Annotated in this window: 16 protein-coding genes and 1 pseudogene; 12 read left to right on the forward strand and 5 right to left on the reverse strand. The window is 62.2% G+C overall.

Features of this window, described 5'->3' with window-relative positions; translation table 11 throughout:
• From FFR93_RS34775 to FFR93_RS34805, 7 genes and pseudogenes are all read left to right on the forward strand, one after another.
• The coding region (locus tag FFR93_RS34775; protein WP_205910756.1) for an FAD-binding protein at nt 1-582 on the forward strand (582 nt) is incomplete at its 5' end.
• A 16-nt stretch (nt 583-598) separates the two neighbouring features.
• Entirely contained in the window at nt 599-1291 is a 693-nt protein-coding gene (locus FFR93_RS34780) for a dimethylsulfonioproprionate lyase family protein (RefSeq protein WP_138396516.1), read from the forward strand.
• Nucleotides 1292-1382: 91 nt separating this feature from the next.
• A complete protein-coding gene (locus FFR93_RS34785; RefSeq protein ID WP_138396517.1) occupies nt 1383-2510 on the forward strand; it encodes an S-(hydroxymethyl)glutathione dehydrogenase/class III alcohol dehydrogenase in 1128 nt (375 codons plus the stop codon).
• A 2-nt stretch (nt 2511-2512) separates the two neighbouring features.
• Nucleotides 2513-3349 carry an S-formylglutathione hydrolase gene (gene fghA / locus FFR93_RS34790; RefSeq protein ID WP_138396518.1) on the forward strand — a complete coding sequence of 279 codons (837 nt, stop codon included), beginning with the start codon at nt 2513-2515 and terminating at the stop codon, nt 3347-3349.
• Nucleotides 3350-3404: 55 nt separating this feature from the next.
• The gene (gfa, locus tag FFR93_RS34795) at nt 3405-3977 is read left to right on the forward strand and encodes an S-(hydroxymethyl)glutathione synthase (RefSeq protein WP_138396519.1); all 573 of its coding nucleotides are present in this window, start codon (nt 3405-3407) and stop codon (nt 3975-3977) included.
• Nucleotides 3978-4221: 244 nt separating this feature from the next.
• A pseudogene (locus tag FFR93_RS34800) lies at nt 4222-4536 on the forward strand (hypothetical protein); the annotation flags it as partial.
• 91 nt (nt 4537-4627) lie between these two features.
• Nucleotides 4628-5641: a GlxA family transcriptional regulator gene (locus FFR93_RS34805; protein ID WP_138396595.1), complete on the forward strand. Its 1014-nt coding sequence runs from the start codon at nt 4628-4630 to the stop codon at nt 5639-5641.
• 12 nt (nt 5642-5653) lie between these two features.
• Here the strand turns inward: FFR93_RS34805 and FFR93_RS34810 are convergent, their stop codons facing one another.
• Together FFR93_RS34810 and FFR93_RS34815 are read right to left on the reverse strand one after the other, a co-directional pair.
• Entirely contained in the window at nt 5654-6742 is a 1089-nt protein-coding gene (locus FFR93_RS34810) for a hybrid-cluster NAD(P)-dependent oxidoreductase (RefSeq protein WP_138396520.1), read from the reverse strand.
• Nucleotides 6732-7985 carry an aromatic ring-hydroxylating dioxygenase subunit alpha gene (locus tag FFR93_RS34815; protein WP_138396521.1) on the reverse strand — a complete coding sequence of 418 codons (1254 nt, stop codon included), beginning with the start codon at nt 7983-7985 and terminating at the stop codon, nt 6732-6734. The genes FFR93_RS34810 and FFR93_RS34815 overlap by 11 nt, the downstream gene beginning before the upstream one ends.
• Nucleotides 7986-8092: 107 nt before the next feature.
• Here FFR93_RS34815 and FFR93_RS34820 point away from each other — a divergent pair, with 107 nt between their 5' ends.
• Nucleotides 8093-8980, forward strand: coding sequence for a LysR substrate-binding domain-containing protein (locus tag FFR93_RS34820; protein WP_064709712.1), 888 nt, complete (start codon nt 8093-8095; stop codon nt 8978-8980).
• Here the strand turns inward: FFR93_RS34820 and FFR93_RS34825 are convergent, their stop codons facing one another.
• Nucleotides 8981-10633 (reverse strand): acyltransferase, encoded by a 1653-nt coding sequence (locus FFR93_RS34825; RefSeq protein WP_138396522.1) that lies wholly within the window; start codon nt 10631-10633, stop codon nt 8981-8983.
• 68 nt (nt 10634-10701) lie between these two features.
• The gene (locus FFR93_RS34830) at nt 10702-11196 is read right to left on the reverse strand and encodes an Lrp/AsnC ligand binding domain-containing protein (protein WP_138396523.1); all 495 of its coding nucleotides are present in this window, start codon (nt 11194-11196) and stop codon (nt 10702-10704) included.
• Between the two features lie 168 nt (nt 11197-11364).
• Between FFR93_RS34830 and FFR93_RS34835 the strand changes: the two genes are divergently transcribed.
• Complete coding sequence (locus tag FFR93_RS34835) at nt 11365-11571, forward strand: hypothetical protein (RefSeq protein WP_138396524.1); 207 nt, start codon at nt 11365-11367, stop codon at nt 11569-11571.
• Between the two features lie 27 nt (nt 11572-11598).
• Complete coding sequence (gene putA, locus FFR93_RS34840) at nt 11599-15297, forward strand: trifunctional transcriptional regulator/proline dehydrogenase/L-glutamate gamma-semialdehyde dehydrogenase (RefSeq protein WP_138396525.1); 3699 nt, start codon at nt 11599-11601, stop codon at nt 15295-15297.
• Between the two features lie 122 nt (nt 15298-15419).
• Here the strand turns inward: putA and FFR93_RS34845 are convergent, their stop codons facing one another.
• Nucleotides 15420-16286 (reverse strand): sugar phosphate isomerase/epimerase, encoded by an 867-nt coding sequence (locus tag FFR93_RS34845; RefSeq protein ID WP_064709708.1) that lies wholly within the window; start codon nt 16284-16286, stop codon nt 15420-15422.
• 343 nt (nt 16287-16629) lie between these two features.
• Here FFR93_RS34845 and FFR93_RS34850 point away from each other — a divergent pair, with 343 nt between their 5' ends.
• Both FFR93_RS34850 and FFR93_RS34855 read left to right on the forward strand, forming a co-directional pair.
• Nucleotides 16630-17520, forward strand: coding sequence for a sugar phosphate isomerase/epimerase (locus FFR93_RS34850; protein WP_138396526.1), 891 nt, complete (start codon nt 16630-16632; stop codon nt 17518-17520).
• 58 nt (nt 17521-17578) lie between these two features.
• Nucleotides 17579-18748, forward strand: a complete 1170-nt coding sequence (locus FFR93_RS34855; RefSeq protein ID WP_064709706.1) for a mandelate racemase/muconate lactonizing enzyme family protein — start codon at nt 17579-17581, stop codon at nt 18746-18748.
• Nucleotides 18749-18750 lie beyond the last annotated feature (2 nt).

Consider the following 18750-nt stretch of genomic DNA (forward strand, 5'->3'; position numbering starts at 1 on the left):
GTCGTCAGCCCCGACACCTTCAAGCGGCCGATCTATGCCGGCAACGCCATTCAGACGGTGCAGGCAAGCGATGCCAAAAAGGTGATCACCGTGCGCACCGCCTCCTTCGCCTCTGCAGCTGCAAGCGGTTCTGCCTCGGTCGAGGCGATCCCGGCTGTCTCCGATCCGGGTCTGTCGCGGTTCGTTTCCGATGCGCTGTCGGCCTCGGAACGTCCGGAACTGACCTCGGCGAAGGTCATCATCTCGGGCGGCCGGGCGCTCGGCTCGGCCGAGAAGTTCAAGGAAGTCATCCTGCCGGTTGCCGACAAGCTCGGCGCCGCCGTCGGTGCAAGCCGTGCTGCCGTCGATGCCGGTTACGCCCCGAACGACTGGCAGGTCGGTCAGACCGGCAAGGTGGTGGCGCCCGATCTCTATATCGCCTGCGGCATATCAGGCGCCATCCAGCACCTTGCCGGCATGAAGGATAGTAAGGTGATCGTCGCCATCAACAAGGACGAGGAGGCGCCGATCTTCCAGGTCGCCGACTACGGCCTCGTCGCCGATCTCTTCGAGGCACTGCCGGAATTGCAAAAGGCGCTCTGACTGGGGGAGACCAAAAGTGGTGCGTGTGGTGGGACGTCCGATCAGACCTGGTGCCGACCTTCTCCTGAACGATGAGGAAAAGCCGGCCTATGTGAGGCTGCACGACATCGGACGGGAAAGGCGACCTCGGCCGCTGCAGGAATTCCTCAACGATATCGGCGGGCTGATGCTGTCGTCGGAGGCTCCCGCCGTTGCCAGTTTCGTTGCGGGCAAAGTGCTGCAGAGGCTGCTCAAGACAGGCAAGGTGCGGCCGGAGGGCGGCCCTCTTCCCGGTGTGCCCGAAGGGCTGGATGAGGCCATCGGCCATTTGGCAAAATCCGGACGGAAATATGAGGCGATCGCCGGCCAGTTCGAGAGTCTCGCCGACAAGCTGCTCTGGAGACGCGGCCGGACCGGCCCCTTTGCAAGCCTGAATTTCGGCAACACGCACTCCCATGCGGTCCTGGTCGGGCCTGGCGGTCTGGAGGAGCGGGCCGATCTCCGGGTGGGCGTGATCTATATGGATCGCTACACCCGCTTTCCCGATCATGTTCAGACGCAGCCGCGAGCCTTCATCTTGCTTTCGCCGGCGGAAATCTGCCTTGGCGATTCCCAATGGTTTTCCGCCGCGACCGGAACAGTGTTCGCGAACGATGCGGGGCAATCCTTCGCGATACGATGTACGGCCCAGCCGCTTCTCGCAGTCTGGTGTCAGGTCGAGCCGGGGTGATCGAGAGGGGAGGCCGAAGCAAATCGTCCGATCTCTCGGCTGTATCTGCATATCTAAGCCGAAATTGAATTTAACAGGGAAGGATTATCAAATGGACGTTCGCGCCGCCGTAGCCGTTCAGGCCGGAAAACCGCTTGAAGTGATGACCGTGCAGCTCGATGGCCCGAAGGCCGGCGAAGTGCTGGTGGAGGTCAAGGCGACCGGCATCTGCCACACCGACGATTTCACCCTGTCGGGCGCCGATCCGGAGGGCCTGTTTCCGGCCATCCTCGGCCATGAGGGCGCCGGCATCGTCGTCGATGTCGGCCCGGGTGTGACCTCGGTCAAGAAGGGCGACCACGTCATTCCGCTCTATACGCCGGAATGCCGCGAATGTTATTCCTGCACGTCGCGCAAGACCAATCTGTGCACCGCGATCCGCGCCACCCAGGGTCAGGGCGTCATGCCGGACGGCACCTCGCGCTTCTCGATCGGCAAGGACAAGATCCATCACTATATGGGCTGCTCGACCTTTGCCAATTACACGGTGCTGCCGGAGATCGCGCTCGCCAAGATCAATCCCGACGCGCCCTTCGACAAGGTCTGCTATATCGGCTGCGGCGTCACCACAGGCATCGGCGCCGTCATCAATACGGCCAAGGTCGAGGTCGGATCGACGGCGATCGTCTTCGGGCTCGGCGGCATCGGTTTGAACGTCCTGCAGGGCCTGCGCCTTGCCGGCGCCGACATGATCATCGGCGTCGATATCAACCCGGACCGCAAGGCCTGGGGCGAGAAGTTCGGCATGACGCATTTCGTCAATCCGAAGGAGGTCGGCGACGACATCGTTCCCTATCTGGTCAACATGACCAAGCGCAATGGCGACCTGATCGGCGGCGCCGACTACACCTTCGACTGCACCGGCAACACCAAGGTCATGCGCCAGGCGCTGGAGGCCTGCCATCGCGGCTGGGGCAAGTCGGTCATCATCGGCGTTGCCGGCGCCGGCCAGGAAATCTCAACGCGGCCGTTCCAGCTGGTGACCGGCCGCAACTGGATGGGCACGGCCTTCGGCGGCGCCCGCGGCCGCACCGACGTGCCGAAGATCGTCGACTGGTACATGCAGGGCAAGATCCAGATCGATCCTATGATCACCCACACCATGCCGCTCGAAGACATCAACACGGGCTTCGAGCTGATGCACAAGGGTGAAAGCATCCGCGGCGTGGTGGTCTATTGAGAATGAAGACGATCTCGACCGACAAGTCTCACGGCGGCACGCAGGGCGTCTATGTCGAACGCTCCGAGGCCTGCGATTGCGACATGACCTTCGCGGTGTTCGTGCCGCCACAGGCCGCCGCGGGCAATCTGCCGGTCCTATGGTATCTGTCCGGCCTGACATGCACGCATGCGAATGTCATGGACAAGGGCGAGTATCGGCGGCTTGCCGCCGAACTCGGTCTCATCATCGTCTGCCCGGATACCAGCCCGCGCGGTGACCACGTTCCCGATGAGGCCGACAACTGGCAGTTCGGCAAGGGCGCTGGATTTTACGTCGACGCTACCCAGCCGCCCTATTCGGCCAATTATCGCATGTACAGCTATATCGTCGACGAGCTGCCGCAGCTTCTTGCTGCGGAATTTCCGGTCGACATGGACCGTCAGGGAATTTTCGGTCACTCGATGGGCGGACATGGCGCAATCACGATCGCGCTCAAGAACCCGGACCGCTTCGGCAGCTGCTCGGCCTTCGCACCTATCAGCCATCCCTCGGTTTCCGGCTGGTCGAAGCCGGCCTTCCGGAAATATCTCGGCGCCGATGAAAAGACCTGGCGGGCCTATGACGCCTGCTCGCTGATCGAGGACGGACATCGTTTCCCGGAACTGCTCGTCGACCAGGGAACGGCTGACAGCTTCCTCGAGGATGGATTGCGCCCCGACGAGCTGAGACAAGCCTGCGAGGCGGCTGATATCAACCTCAGGCTTCGCATGCAGGAAGGCTACGGCCATTCCTACTTCTTCATTTCCACATTCATGGAGGACCATCTGCGCTGGCACGCGCAGAGGCTGGGAAGGTAATTGCAGAGCTCGGCCGGGCATAACGCAAACGGCCAGGGAGGGAAGGAGAGAAGCAATGACCAGCATAGCCATACATCCGGCAGTGGATTCAGGCTTTGGAGCGACTGACGCTGCTTTCGCAGGCGGAACGCTTGTGTGCAACTGCGCGAGCAATCCAGTTAAGGTAAGGATCAAGGCTGACATCGCCCACAACCACGTCTGCGGCTGCACCAAGTGCTGGAAACCGAAAGGTGCCGTCTTCTCGGTCGTGGCTGTGACGCCGACCGAAAGCGTCGAGGTGCTGGAAAACGGCGACAAGCTTGCGGTCGTCGATTCCGCCGCCTTGATCCAGCGGCATGCCTGCAAGGAGTGCGGAGTGCATATGTACGGGCCGGTCGAACGTGAACATCCCTTCCAGGGATTGTCCTTCGTCCATCCGGAGCGCTTCCAGGAAGGCGGTTGGGCAAAGCCGACCTTCGCGGCCTTCGTGTCGTCGATCATCGAAAGCGGCTTCGATCCTTCAAAGATGGACGCCGTCAGGGCGCAGCTGAAGGCATCGGGCCTCGAGCCCTATGATTGCCTTTCGCCCGCGCTGATGGACTACATCGCAACCTGGACCGCCAAGAAGAGCGGCGCTCTCGCCGCCTGAACCTTCCGGGGAGCGGCGGTGTGCCGGCGCTCCCCTACCGGGCATTGGACGATAGATCGTCCACGACGGCTCCGCTCCGCCACATGGATCTGCGGCTTCCGGCGCCCGACAGTTCGCCTCGCCGGCCTCCGCACCATGCTACCGATCATTAGCCTGGAAAGGCCCCGCGCTGGCGTCAATCGCGGCGATCGGGATCAATCATGTCCGCCTACGACCAGGCAGAGGCTCTCGGGACGACGCCGGCAAAATGTTCTCTATCCGCCTTCCCGTTGTGCTGCCCAGCGTCATTGCGAGTATCAACTAGAACACGATGATGGCTTTCGGCATGGCAATTATCGCTGGCATCGTGGCTTCGGGCGAGTTCCGAGAAGCGATCTACGACGCGATCAGGACGCTCGATACCGCGCCTTCGATCAATGCCTCGGTCGCTATCGTGGTATTGACCATGGTGATTGACCGAATAGCGGAGAGCGCCGCTTGCTGGGGGACGGGAAGAAGTCATGAATTCTTGGCACCTTTTGCCGACATCCCTGCGAGCGTCGAGACTGGGCGCCGGTGATCTGGCACAACACTATCTTCGTCGACGATCGTGGTCCGCTAGCGCACGGTATCGCATTCGATGAGCGCGTTTGGAGGGGCAGGAAATGAACATGCGACCTGAGCAGCATCGGTTGGTCGACAATAGCGCAAAGCCGGCGGCCAGGCTCAAGGTGGGGTTCGTTCTGTCGCGGTCCTTCACGCTGTCGGCCTTCGCACTCTTCGTGGACACGCTCAGGCTGGCCAGCGACCAGCAGGATCGTTCCGGCAGGGTGCTGGCCGACTGGCAGGTGATCGGCAGCACGCGGCATCTGATCACCTCGAGTTGCGGCGTCCAGGTCGCACCGACCTCCGATTTCGTCGATCCTTCACGATTCGACTACATCGTGGTCGTCGGCGGACTCCTGACGGTGGAAAATCCGGTCGACCAGCAGACAATTGCCTTCCTCCGGCAGGCAGATGCGAAGAAAGTGCCGCTGATCGGCGTGTGCACCGGCTCATTCATCCTTGCTGCGGCAGGCCTGATGAAGCGGCACGAATCCTGCGTCAGCTGGTTGCATTACAAGGAGTTTCGGGAGCGCTTTCCTGAGCTTGCCGTCCGCTCCGACCGGCTCTTCAATCTCGACCGGCAGCGTGGATCCTGCGCCGGGGGCAGCAGCGCTGCCGACATGGCGGCATTGCTGGTGAGGAAATACATCAGCCGAGATGCGGAACGAAACGCGCTGGAGGTCCTTCAGATCGAGAAGGCCCGGACGCCAGCGGATATTCAGCCCCGGCGCCCGCTTTACGACGACTATGACGACGCCCGCGTCAAGGCGGCGATGATTACCATGGAGCAGTTCGTCGACGGCAGCATGCCGATCGAGAAGCTTGCCGCCATGGTCGGGCTCTCAAGGCGGCAGCTGGAGAGGATATTCATCGAGAAGACCGGAATGTCGCCCGCCAAGGCCTATAATCGCGTCCGCATGGAGCGGGCAAAATCGATCCTAGCCCAGTCGAAGGCGCCGCTGATCGAGATCGCGCTCGATGTCGGCTTCGAAAATGCCTCGCAATTCACGAGGACATTCAAGCGCACATTCGGGCAGACGCCCTCGCAGCATCGCGCCGCCGCTTTGAGAGCGCACTGAACTGGCCGACGCTCAGCGCTCGATGACGAGATCGCTGAGCGGCTTGGAGCAGCACGGGAGGAAGAAACCGGCGTCGATTTCCCTCTGGCGGATCCCGCCATTGTGGTTCATGTCGACGCTGCCCGAAGTCAGCTTCGACTTGCAGGTCCCGCAGACGCCGTTCGCGCAGGAGGATGGAATTCTGACGCCCGCCTTCTTGGCGCGCGAAAGCACGCTCTGATCGCCCGAGACGTCGATGCTGCGGGCCTGCCTCGAAAAGGTGACCTGAAAGACTTTGACGGCCGCCTCCTGCACCGCGGGAATCTCCGGCTCGTTGATGACGGCGGCATCGAAGCTTTCTTCCACATAGTGCGAAGCAGGCACGCCGAGTTCCCCGGCAATGCGGCGCGCCGCCGCCATGAACGGGGCGGGGCCGCAGCACATCACGGTGCGCTCGGCGATATCGGGAACCGCCAGCCGCATATACTCCGCCGAAATACGGCCGGTGAGGCCTGGCCACGATGCTTCGCCCACGACGGTCTCGGGAAGAAAGTGCAGCCGAAGCCCCTTAAGTCTTCGGGCGATGCAGGCGAGTTCGTCGCGGAAAATCAGGTCCTGCGGCGTGCGGGCGGCATTCATGAAGACGACATCGGCGGGTTCGCAGCTGTCGGCGATCTCTCTAAGAATGGACATCACCGGCGTGATTCCGGAGCCGCCCGAGAGCAGCAGGAGCTTTTGGCCCGTATCGGATCGCACGAAATGGCCGAGCGGGCCGTTCGCCTTGACCGATGCCCCTGCAACCAACGTGTCGTGCAGCCAGTTCGAGATCTTGCCCCCGGGAACGCGTTTCACCGTGACAGAGAAAGCGTTCGTCCGATGCGGCGAAGAGGAGATGCTGTAGCAGCGGCTCTCGGCCTCGCCGTTGTGTTCGAGGTCAAACAGGAAATACTGCCCGGCCTTGAACGCGAACCGTTTGCCCTCGCGCGAGGCGAATGTGAAGGTCCTGACGTCATGGGTTTCCTGCTGGACGTCGAGGCAGACGAGCGCGTCGTCTTCCTCGAGATTCCAGAGGTCGGCGACCGTGGCTTTCCCTGTCAAGGCCTGCGGGCTCCTAGTATCCATGGGCGCGCATCCGATCGATGTACCAGGTGGCGAACTTGTCGAGGTTCGTCTCGGAGAAGCGGGAATAGGGGCCTGGCTGATAGGCGGGATCGAGCGTGCCGGCATGCGAGCGGGCGACGAGATCGGCATCCTGGTCGGTCGTTGCAATCCAGACATCCGTCAGCTTGTCGAGATCGTAATCGACCCCTTCGACGGCATCCTTGTGGACGAGCCATTTGGTGCGGACCAGCGTCTTGCCCGCCGAAAGCGGGATGACGGTTGCCACCACCGCATGGTCGCCCATGAAGTGGTTCCAGCTGTTATGGCCCCACAGATGGGTGTCGCCGAGATCCTTGCGGGTCATGTGCCCGAGCAGCTTTGAGGATGCGGCGGTGGCATCGTGGGTCTGGGATTCGCCGGCGCCTGATATGATCAGCCGCTGCGTACGGAAGTTTGTGGCGCAGTCGGTGAGCTGCTCGATGGCAGCCGAGGGGAAACCGTCTGCCTCCCATGCCTGCGTGCGCTCCTCGTAAAGCCGGAAATGCTCTTCCGCCTGTTCTCGGTCTTCCGGGCTCAGCGTTTCGGGATCGAAGCCGAAGTCGAGATCGACGAAGGAGACGCAGAGTTCCGGATGGTTCGCTGAGCAATGATAGCACTCGCGGTTATTCTCCATCGTCAGTTTCCAATTGCCGTCCTCGATGACGTCGGTCTGGTGGGCGATCTTGGCATTGCGGATGTCGTAGGGGGCGAGCCGCTCGGTCATCGTCTGCTCGAGGAGAGCGATGTCTTCGGGCGGATTGTCGGAGAGACACACATAGATCAGCCCGCCGATCGACTTGAAGGTGACGGGTTTCAGGCCGCGACAGTCCTTGTCGAAATCCTTGCCCATATGGGGAGCGTAGCTGAGCTCTCCCGTAAGCTCATAGGTCCAGGTGTGATAGGGACAGACAAGCTTCGACACGATCGTCTTGCCCGGATCGAGAAGGCGGGCACCGCGATGGCGGCAGACATTGTGCAGGACGCGAAGTTCGCCGTCGTCGTCGCGCAGGAGGATCAGGCTCGTCTTGCCGATATCGATCACCGTGGCGTCGCCGGGCTCGGGAACGTCACAGTCGAGGCCGACGCAGATCCAGTGCTTATGGAAGAAGACGTCGATGTCCGCCTCGAACACATCTTCTCTGGTGTAAAGGCCGGCCGGCAGGGAGTGGCCATCGGCGCGCGCATCGAGAAGAGCTGAAAGGGAAGATGGAAGCTTGTTTAGCATGAGAACCTCTTATGTAAGAGTTCCCCAGATTGCGCTTGCAGTTGCGGGGATTCAACGGCATAAAAAATCACGTTCGCATAATGTTTGTTCATGCGAAGAGGGGCAAGATGCAGTTTCGAAGACGGCTTCCCTCGCTGACTGCGCTGGTAACGCTGGAAGCAGTGCTCAGGCGCAAAAGCTTCACGCTTGCGGCAGGCGAACTCGGCGTCACCCAGGCGGCGGTCAGCCGGCAGATTGCCGTTCTCGAGGAGGAGTTCGGTCAGCCGCTTTTCCTGCGCAAGCACCGGGCGATCGAGCCGACGGCCGCCTGCGTCAACCTGGGCGTGACGCTCGCCAAGAGTTTCGCCGATATCGCCGAGAGCGTGGAGGCGATCCAGTCGCGCGGCCAGGATGTCGTGACGATCGGGGCGACAATCGCATTCTCGTCGTTCTGGCTGCTGCCGCGGCTGGCGGAGTTCCGCAAGGCGAATCCCGGAATTCTGGTGCGGGTGATCTCCCAGGACAGTCCGATCGCTCTTGATGACGGCGAGATCGACGTCGCCATCCGCTACGGCATGCCTCCCTTCAGAGATGGAACCGTCATTGCCTCGCGCGGCGACGTCATTACTCCCGTCTGCTCACCCGATTATCTCAGGCGTCGAGGGAGTGGCCCGTTGGGCGCGGCCGACGAATTCATCGAGACTGATGTTCTCGACCGTTCCTGGTACAGCTGGTCGCAATGGGTTTCGCTCAGCGGCGCCGGTATCGAGATAAAACCGTCGCTCCGCTTCAACCACTATACCGAGACCATCGCCGCCGCGCGCGCGGGGCAGGGAATTGCCCTGGGATGGCGCATGCTGATCGGCACTTTTCTGGAGGACGGAACCCTGGTGCGCGCCGAGGCAAGCGAGCTTGCCGCCGAAGACCGCTACAACGTGATCGTGCCCGTCAAAGCCAAGCGCAACAATGCGTGCAATCTCGCCGCTGCCTGGCTGACGGCCGCGCTGCACGATTGATCACAGGCCGAGCCCGGGAGTTGCCGTCCGGTGCACGCCCTTGGGAATGAAGGCGAACTGGTCCGCAAGGCCGAGGAATTCAGCCGCCAGGTGAATGACCGAGAGCCACATCTCCGTCCCCTGCAGGCTCGGCTCGCCACCATCGGCGAACGCGAATCCTTCGCCATCCCGCCATCTGTCCAGGGCTCTTGCTATGAGGGTACGGGCGATCGTCTCGCCGTCGGCCCGCCGGTAATCGGTCTGCCGGGCAATCAGCAGGAGAGGATGGATCGTATCGAGAAGATTGCATGCATTATATTTTGCACCGGCGAAGCCGTTGTGGTTGCGATAATTGAGGTGAACGGTTTCGAGCGAAGCGTGCGGGTGCGGAAGCGCAATGCCGAACTGGGCGTAGGTGCCACGCGTCAGGCGGTAGAAGCCGTTCACCGGCTGGAGCCATCCCTCCAGCGCCGTCGGCTCGCCCCATAGTCCGGAGACGCTATTGGCATTCCTCTTCAGCCATTCGAAGAGTGCCTGGCGTGATTGCCTGATGCCAAAATACCGGGCGTTGAAATAGATCGCGGTTCCGACCGCATCGACCACGCTGCCGGCGTGCCACGCCCTGTTTTGCCAAGGCAGCGCGCTCAGCCATTTGTCGAGCTCGCCGGCGTCGAGATCAGCCGCCTGGACCGGGTCGCGCGGGCTGGAGCCGAGCAGTTCAAGCGCATAGCCGACCGAAAGGACGTTGTAGAGCGCCTTCGGGTCATCCCGCAAAACGCGGCCGCCTACAAGCGCATGTTCTTCCGGGAAAAGGCCGGTCTCCCGGTCCTGCAGTCCTTGCAGGCGCTCGACGGTTTCCGCCGGATCGAGGCCCGGCGGCAGGTCGCCGAAGCCGGCGGCGATTTCGATCGCGTCGCAGAGATGCCGGATCGCCGGTCGCCTGATGCCGTCCGCCTCCAGCGATTCATAGAATCCTTGCGTTTGCCAGCGCGCAAGAATGTCCGGCCATTGCTCTTTCGCCTTCTGCCCAAGCCTGACGAGTCGTTCTTCAATATCTCCCGCGCCGGATTTCCTGGGCACCGAGCCTCGGCTGCGTAGCACTCGGGCAGGCACGCCGCCGGCAATCGCCATCGCGGGAATGTCCCCGGTGACGACCGCCCCGGCGGCAATAACGGCGCCGTTTCCAATCGTGACGCCGTCGAGGATCACGCAATTGGCGCCGACCCACACATCGTCGCCGATCACGATGCCCAGGCTGACGACCCCCTGGCGGTGTATGGGCAGAGCGGGGTCGTCGAAGCCATGATTGAAGCCTACGATCGACGCATGCGAAGCAATCCGGACCCCATTGCCGCATGTTACCTTGCCGGAAACGCAGGCATAGGGATTAACGGAGCAATCGTCGCCGAGGATAATTTCGCCGCGCACGAGGGCTTGCCCCGCAATCCACGACCGTTCGCCCATTGTGAGGCTTTCGGCGAAGATCGCGGCGTTCTCGGCGATATAGGAAGTCTCGGCCAGCTCTGCGCCGCAGGATTGCCTGAGCGCGGCTTTGCGGGCGAGGTGAGCGGGGTGATCAAGGTCCGACGCGACGCGTTTCCACGGAAGATATTGGAGCCGGCGGGCTTCCTTCTCTTCGTTCGCCGATGCCTGCGGGCTGTTGGCGTGATCCATCCTGCTCCTCGTTCGCGGCTTCAAATGCCGATTGTTGATTTAGCAAGATTGTCGGCCATCGCCACCCTTCACGAAAGACTCGAACCGAACTTGTCCCAGCCTTCCTTGATCGTCTCCATCGCGACGTTGGTCGAGGTGTTGGCAACGTGCGGCAGCGTCGAGATGCGCTCGCCGAGAACGCGGCGGTAGCGGCCGATGTCGCGGGTGCGGATCTTCAGGAGATAATCGAACCTGCCGGCGATCATGTGGCACTCCTCGACTTCCCTGATCTTCTTGATGGCGTCGTTGAAGCTTTTCAGCGCATCCTCACGGGTATCCGAGAGCTTCACCTCGACGAACGCGATGTGGTCGAGCCGCATTTTCGCGGGATTGAGAACGGCCTTGAACCCTTCGATATATCCGTCGTTGATCAGTCGCTTGAAGCGAAGCTGGCACGGCGTCTTCGAAAGCCCCACGCGCGCCGCCAGATCGGTGATCGACAGTCTCCCGTCCTCGACCAGGGCCGCGAGGATCTTTCTGTCGAACTGGTCCAATTCACTAAAGATGTCGGTTTCTGTGGCCATTTTAACTCCCGGTGATCACTTCTTAAGTTCATACAGCTTGAAAATCGCTGAAATCAAGGAAGATCGTGATTTGTGATTGTGGTAGATTATATCCCGACGATGGGACGGCGTGAGCGCTTGGCGCATTGCCGCAATCACTATCCGGCATCGCACTAATGGGGATCATGAATGCGCGGGAAAAAAGCGGATGACGATCAGAAACCCGACTTGCTCGTTCACTACAGGCCGGTGGCGATAAGAGCGGTTGCAGCGGCATTCACCCTCAAGCGCGACAAATCGGATGCGCGTCCACTTAGCGAGACGGAATATTCCGGCCCCGTTTTTATGGATGATGCGCTCTGGGACGACGAGCCCGGTGTTCCATTTATCCGCTAAACAGCCATTGATTACTCAGGGACTCCCATGTTGAACGCAGCGACCGACCCCGTATCCTCCAATGATCCCGCGCCATTCGCCGCCTTCGCGCCGCCGATCCGGCCGCAATCCGAGCTTCGCCAGGCAATCACGGCCGCCTATCGCCGCCCGGAAACCGAATGCCTGCCGCCGCTCGTTGCCGCCGCCCGCGTTTCCGAGGCGAAGCGTTATGATATCCGCAACACGGCCCGCACTCTGATCGAGGCGCTGCGGGCCAAGCACAAGGGCACCGGCGTCGAAGGGCTGGTGCAGGAATATTCGCTTTCCAGCCAGGAAGGCGTGGCGCTCATGTGCCTTGCCGAGGCACTGCTGCGCATTCCCGATACGGACACCCGCGACGCGCTGATCCGCGACAAGATCGCCGAGGGCAACTGGACCTCGCATATCGGCGGTGGCAAATCCATGTTCGTCAACGCCGCCACCTGGGGGCTGGTCGTCACCGGCAAGCTCACCTCGACGGTCAACGACCGCAGCCTGTCGGCGGCGCTGACGCGGCTGATCGCGCGCGCCGGCGAGCCGGTCATCCGCCGCGGCGTCGATATGGCGATGCGCATGATGGGCGAGCAGTTCGTCACCGGCGAAACCATCGAGGAGGCGCTAAAGCGCGCCCGGCCGCTGGAAGCCCGCGGCTTCCGCTATTCTTACGACATGCTGGGCGAGGCGGCGACGACCGCCGCCGACGCCGAGCGTTATTTCAAGGATTACGAAAAGGCGATCCACGCGATCGGCAAGGCGGCGGATGGCCGCGGCATCTATGACGGCCCTGGCATTTCGATCAAGCTTTCGGCCCTGCATCCTCGCTATAGCAGAGCTCAGGCCGGCCGAGTGATGGGCGAGCTGCTGCCGAAGGTTAAGGCGCTCGCCGCTCTCGCCAAGTCCTATGATATCGGCCTTAATATCGACGCCGAGGAGGCCGACCGGCTGGAGCTGTCGCTCGATCTCCTCGAAGAACTCTGCTTTGCTCCCGAGCTTGCCGGCTGGAACGGGCTCGGCTTCGTCGTGCAGGCCTATGGCAAGCGCTGCCCCTTCGTGCTCGACTACATCATCGATCTCGCGCGCCGCTCCGGGCGCCGGATCATGGTGCGTCTGGTCAAGGGCGCCTATTGGGATGCGGAGATCAAGCGCGCCCAGTTGGATGGTCTCGACGATTATCCGGTCTATACCCGCAAGATCTACACCGACGTCGCCTACATCGCCTGCGCGCGCAAGCTGCTGGCCGCCGCCGATGCCGTCTTCCCGCAATTCGCGACCCACAATGCGCAGACGCTCGCCACGATCTATCATTTGGCAGGGCCCGACTTCGCGGTCGGCAAATACGAGTTCCAGTGCCTGCACGGCATGGGCGAACCGCTCTATGACGAAGTCGTCGGGAAAGAGAAGCTCGACCGGCCCTGCCGCATCTATGCGCCAGTCGGAACACATGAGACGCTGCTTGCCTATCTGGTACGGCGCCTGCTCGAAAACGGCGCCAATTCCTCCTTCGTGCACCGCATCTCCGATCCGAACGTTTCGGTCGAAGCACTGATCGCCGATCCGGCCGAGACTGTCGCGGCCATGCCCGTCGTCGGCGCCCCGCATGTGCAGATCGCAGCACCCAAGGCCCTTTACGGCAACGCCCGTCCCAATTCGAGCGGCCTGGATCTGTCGAGCGAAGCCACCCTTTCGGACCTGGCGCAGACGCTCGCCTCCACGGCTGCGACGCCATGGCATGCGCTTCCGATCCTCGCCGACGGCTCCACGGACGGCGTGACCCGCGATGTCCTCAATCCTGCCGATCACCGCGACGTGGTCGGCACGGTGACCGAAGTGAAGGTCGAGGACGCAGCCCGCGTCGTTGCGATGGCCGCGGACTATGCGCCGCAATGGGCGGCCGTCCCGCCGGTCGAGCGCGCCGCCTGCCTCGAACGGGCGGCCGACATCATGCAGGCCCGCATCAAGGTGCTGATGGGCATCATCATGCGCGAGGCCGGCAAATCCGCCGCCAATGCAATTGGCGAAGTGCGCGAGGCTGTCGACTTCCTGCGCTACTACGCCGATCAGGCCCGCAAGACCCTTGGGCCGTCGCATCTGCCGCTCGGACCGATCGTTTGCATCAGTCCGTGGAACTTCCCGCTGGCGATCTTCACCGGCCAGGTTGCGGCAGCCCTGGTCGCCGGCAATCCTGTGCTGGCCAAACCCGCCGGCGTGACACCCATCATCGCCTCGGAGAGCGTGAAGATCCTCCACGAAGCCGGTGTGCCGGTCGGCGCGCTGCAGTTCGTGCCCGGCAGCGGCCGCCTTGGCGCCGGCATGGTCGGTGCTCAGGAGACCGCCGGCGTCATGTTCACGGGCTCGACCGAGGTCGCGCGCATGATCCAGGCGCAGCTCGCCGAGCGCCTGTCGGCAACCGGCAAGCCGATCCCGCTGATTGCCGAAACCGGGGGTCAGAACGGCATGATCGTCGATTCCTCGGCGCTCGCCGAACAGGTGGTGGCCGACGTTGTGACATCGGCTTTCGACAGCGCCGGCCAGCGCTGCTCGGCGCTCCGCGTTCTCTGCCTGCAGGATGACGTGGCCGACAGGACGCTCGCCATGCTGAAGGGCGCCTTCCGTGAATTGACGATCGGCCGCACGGATCGGCTGAGTGTCGATGTCGGACCTGTCATCAACGATGGCGCAAAGGCGGAGATCGACCAGCATATCGAAGCGATGCGCGGTGCCGGCCGCAAGGTGGAGCAGCTGCCGTTGCCGCAAAGCGCGGCAGCAGGCACCTTCGTTCCTCCGACGATCATCGAGATCAAGTCGCTCTCGGACCTGACGAAGGAGGTCTTCGGGCCGGTCCTGCATGTAGTCCGCTTCAAGAGAAACGGCCTCGATCGCCTGATCGACGACATCAATGCGTCCGGCTACGGCCTCACATTCGGGCTTCACACCCGGCTTGACGAAACGATCGCCCATGTGACGAGCCGCATCAAGGCCGGCAACCTCTACGTCAACCGTAACATCATCGGCGCTGTCGTCGGCGTGCAGCCTTTCGGCGGCCGCGGCCTGTCGGGAACCGGGCCGAAGGCCGGCGGTCCGCTCTATATCGGTCGCCTGGTGCAGCGCCCCCCCGTGCCGCCGCAGCAGGACTCCGTTCATACCGACCTTGCCCTTCGCCAATACATCGTCTGGCTCGACAAGAAGGGACTGTCGAGCGAGGGCGAAGCGGCGAGAGGATATGCGAGCCGCTCAGCGCTCGGCCTCGAACGCGAGCTCACCGGCCCGGTCGGCGAGCGCAATCTCTATGCACTCCACCCGCGCGGACGTATTCTTGTCGTGCCGCAGACGGAAAGCGGCCTTCATCGCCAGATCGCCGCTGCCCTTTCGACCGGCAACCACATCGTCGTGGATGCTGGCTCGATATCGAAATCGGTGCTGGCGGATCTTCCCGCGACCGTTGCGAGCCGCGTCTCCTGGACCTCGGATTGGGAAAAAGACGGACCCTTCTCGGGTGCGCTCATCGAAGGAGACCGCGACAGGGTTCTTTCGGTCAACCGTAAGATCGCCGCGTTGCCTGGTCCGCTTCTGCTGGTCCAGGCTGCGACCAGCGAGGAACTGGTGAGCGATCCCGAGGCCTATTGTCTGAACTGGCTGCTGGAAGAGGTCTCGACCTCGATCAACACCGCCGCTGCCGGCGGCAATGCGAGCCTTATGGCGATTGGCTGAGCAACAAGTTTGCACACCCGAGAAATGGCGGTCTTGCATCGGCAGCACGACCGTCGATATTCCTCGGGCAGCTCGGCCGCGTTTGCGGCATCCCGTGCGGTGCAGCGCGGTCTGGATCGAAACTAGGCAGGTTGCTTGGTGGCCGCGGCTTGCCATCCGTCGCGGATATGGCGGTAGCCTTCGCGATAGACTGATTCCGGTGTCTCGAAAAAGTCGCGCCAGACCTTTGTCGCGGCGGCGAGCTCCTTGAGCGCCCGACCAAACGCTTCGATTGTCAGCCACCCGTCGTAGCCACTCGCGCGCAGTGCCCTGAACGTCTCCGCCCAGGGAATGTTGCCGCGCCCCGGTACGCCGCGATCGTTCTCCGAAATGTGGACATGCACGATGCGGTCACGATTGCGCGTGAAAGCGCCGATAGGATCGGTTTCTTCGATATTGCTGTGGAAGGTGTCGTACATGGCGCGGATATTCGGATGTCCGACCGCGTCGATATGGGCAGCAAGGTCGTCCATCGTGTTGAACAGGTAACATTCGAAACGGTTGAGCGCCTCAAGTCCGATCGTGACGCCGTGCTTTGCTGCATGATCGCCGATCGCCAACTGCGAGGAAATCGAGCGCTTGAGTTCCGCCGCGCTCGGCCCGCTTCCAGAAAATTTGCCGAGCGTCGAATGCAGCGGCCCGCTCAGCATTGTCGCGCCGAGCGCATCGCTGCAGTCGATTGCCCATTTCATGAAGTCAATGCCGCGTCTGCGGGTCGCCGCGTCGGAAGCGATCAGGTTCATCTGGGGGTCGCCCATGGCGGAAACGGCGGTCCGTTCCAGGCCGATCCGGTCAAGCAAGGCCCCCAGCCGCCGGTAGTCGTCGGGTGTGCCCGAAAAGATCGGGATCTCGACGCCGTCAAAACCTGTGTCCTTGATATCGCGTAACAATCCCTCGTGTTTCCGGCCGACAGCTGTCGTCCAGAGGAACATGCACATGCCGATCTTCATCTCTCCCCCCTTGATACTTCGCCACAGCGCTGCGGCTCCAGGGTCCATGATTTCCCAAATCTGGTCATACCAAAATGCCGGCTGTGGTCAAGCTGCTTCGCTTGCGATTGGGAGCGGACATTCCCCACATGAGCGATGGAAAACGGCGACAAACAGCCGATTACAGCGGCTGTGAGGACCTTTCGAAGTCGTCTTGCAGAGGCTCTGGATTTGGGTTAGACCTTTTCGATAATAAGAATTGGCCAAACCAGATTGCCGCAAAAGCGAAATTGGCCAGCGACAAGGTGACGTTTCGATGCCAAGCGGCTGTCGAGCGTGGCCGCAACAATCTAGGAGGAACCTCATGCATCTTTCGACACACAACTGGATGCGGGCCGAACCGCTCGCCGTCACGCTGAAACGCATCAAGAAATATGGCTACGAGAGCATCGAGATATCCGGCGAGCCGGCACAGTACGACGTGAAGGAGACGCGTGCGCTGCTGAGGGAGCATGGCATCCGCTGCTGGGGCGCTGTTACGCTGACGCTCGGGGAGCGAAATCTCGCCGCCAGGGATGAAGGCCAGCGGGCCAGGTCGGTGGATTATGTCAAGAGCGTCATCACCATGGTCAGCGAACTTGAGGGCGAGATCCTCACGCTCGTACCGGCGACGGTCGGCAAGGTGGTGCCGGATGGGACTGAGGAGGAAGAGTGGACATGGGTGGTGGACGCCACCAGGGAGTGTTTTGCCTACGCTCAGAAGAGGGGCGTACGCATTGCCGTCGAGCCGCTCAACCGTTTCGAGACCTATTTCTTCAACCGTGCCGCCCAGGCATTGGCGCTCGCCGATGCTGTCAGCCCCGAGTGCGGGGTCTGCCTCGATGCCTTCCACCTGAACATTGAGGAGGAAGACATATATGAGGCGATCCGGCTCGCTGGAAAGCGCCTGTTCGATTTCCACATCGCCGATAACAATCGTTTTGCCGCCGGTCTCGGCCACCTCGACTGGCCGAAGATCATCGGTACGCTGAAGGAGATCGGTTACGACGGGGCCGTCACCAACGAATTCGTCGCTCCGGTCGACCGGACGCCCGCCACCAAATATCCGGACATGGTCGAGCGCAATCCTGTCGACATTCCCCCGGAGCAGCTGAAATTTATCCAGGACCACGGCTCGAGCCTTCTCACCGAGAAATTCTACGACGATCAGATGCGGATCACCGCCGAGACAATCCTGCCGCTGATCAAGCAATGAACGGAAAGACATATGCCGCGCGGCCCGCGGGCGGCCGGGAGGAGCGGGGATCCGAGACATGCGTATCAAGACCGTAGAAGCCTGGTGGGTTAAGATTCCCATCGAGGCGAGCCGTCAGCACCGCAGCGACTTCGGCCGGCTGACGACCTTCGATGCTGCGATCCTGCGCATCGAAACCAACGATGGCATCGTGGGCTGGGGAGAGGGCAAGAATGCCGCAGGCAGTGCCGGCACCTATGGTACGCTGGTACACATGATCAATCACGAATTGGGGCCGAAACTCATCGGCCGCGATCCTGCCGACATCTCCACCATATGGGAAATGCTCTACAACGGCGTACGCCACCAGACGGCGGCGAGTTCCGGTCACGCGATGCCCGAGATCGCGCGGCGCGGCCTTTCCGTCGCGGCGATCAGCGCAGTCGATATCGCACTCTGGGACATTCTCGGCAAATCGCTCGGCGTCCCGGTCTGGAAGCTGCTGGGTGGCCGCAAGGCGGACCGGTTGCCCGCCTATGCCTCGGGCGGCTGGGAGAGCACGGAGCGGATCGGCGATCAGCTCCGGTCCTATATCGCGGCCGGCGGTTTCAAGTCAGTCAAGATGCGCGTCGGCGCGATGGATGGTGCGCCGCATGTCTCCGCATCGCGGGTGCGGGCGGCTCGCAAAGCGGTCGGCCCCAACGTCGACTTGATGGTCGATGCGCACGGCACCTATACTGTTGCCGACGCGAAGCGCTTCATCCAGATGGTTGCCGATTGCGACCTCGCCTGGTTCGAGGAGCCGGTGATAGCCGATGACAAGCCTGGCATGGCGGAGGTGCGTGCGGCTGGGAACGTGCCGATCGCTGCCGGCGAGAGCGAGGCGACGCGTTTTGCCTTCCGAGATCTTGCGATGCTTCGGGCCGCCGACATATTCCAGCCGGATCCGGCCTTCTGCGGCGGCATTACCGAGGCGATGCGCATCAGTTCACTCGCCAGCGCCTTCAACCTGCGTTTCGCACCGCATCTTTGGGCCGGTGCGCCCTGCTTCTTCTCCGGCCTGCACTTGTGCGCGGCTTCCCCGGCGAGCTTCGTCATCGAATATTCCCTCGGCGCAAATCCGATGATTCATGATCTTGTCGAGGACACTGTGTCGGTGAAGGACGGTATGATAGAGATCCCGGACAGGCCTGGCCTGGGCTTCACGATCAATCAGCGGGTCCTGGAGACTCATGCGCAAAGACAGTGACG

The sequence above is a fragment of the Rhizobium sp. MHM7A genome (genome assembly GCF_005862215.1).
GTDB classification, from domain to species: domain Bacteria; phylum Pseudomonadota; class Alphaproteobacteria; order Rhizobiales; family Rhizobiaceae; genus Rhizobium; species Rhizobium bangladeshense.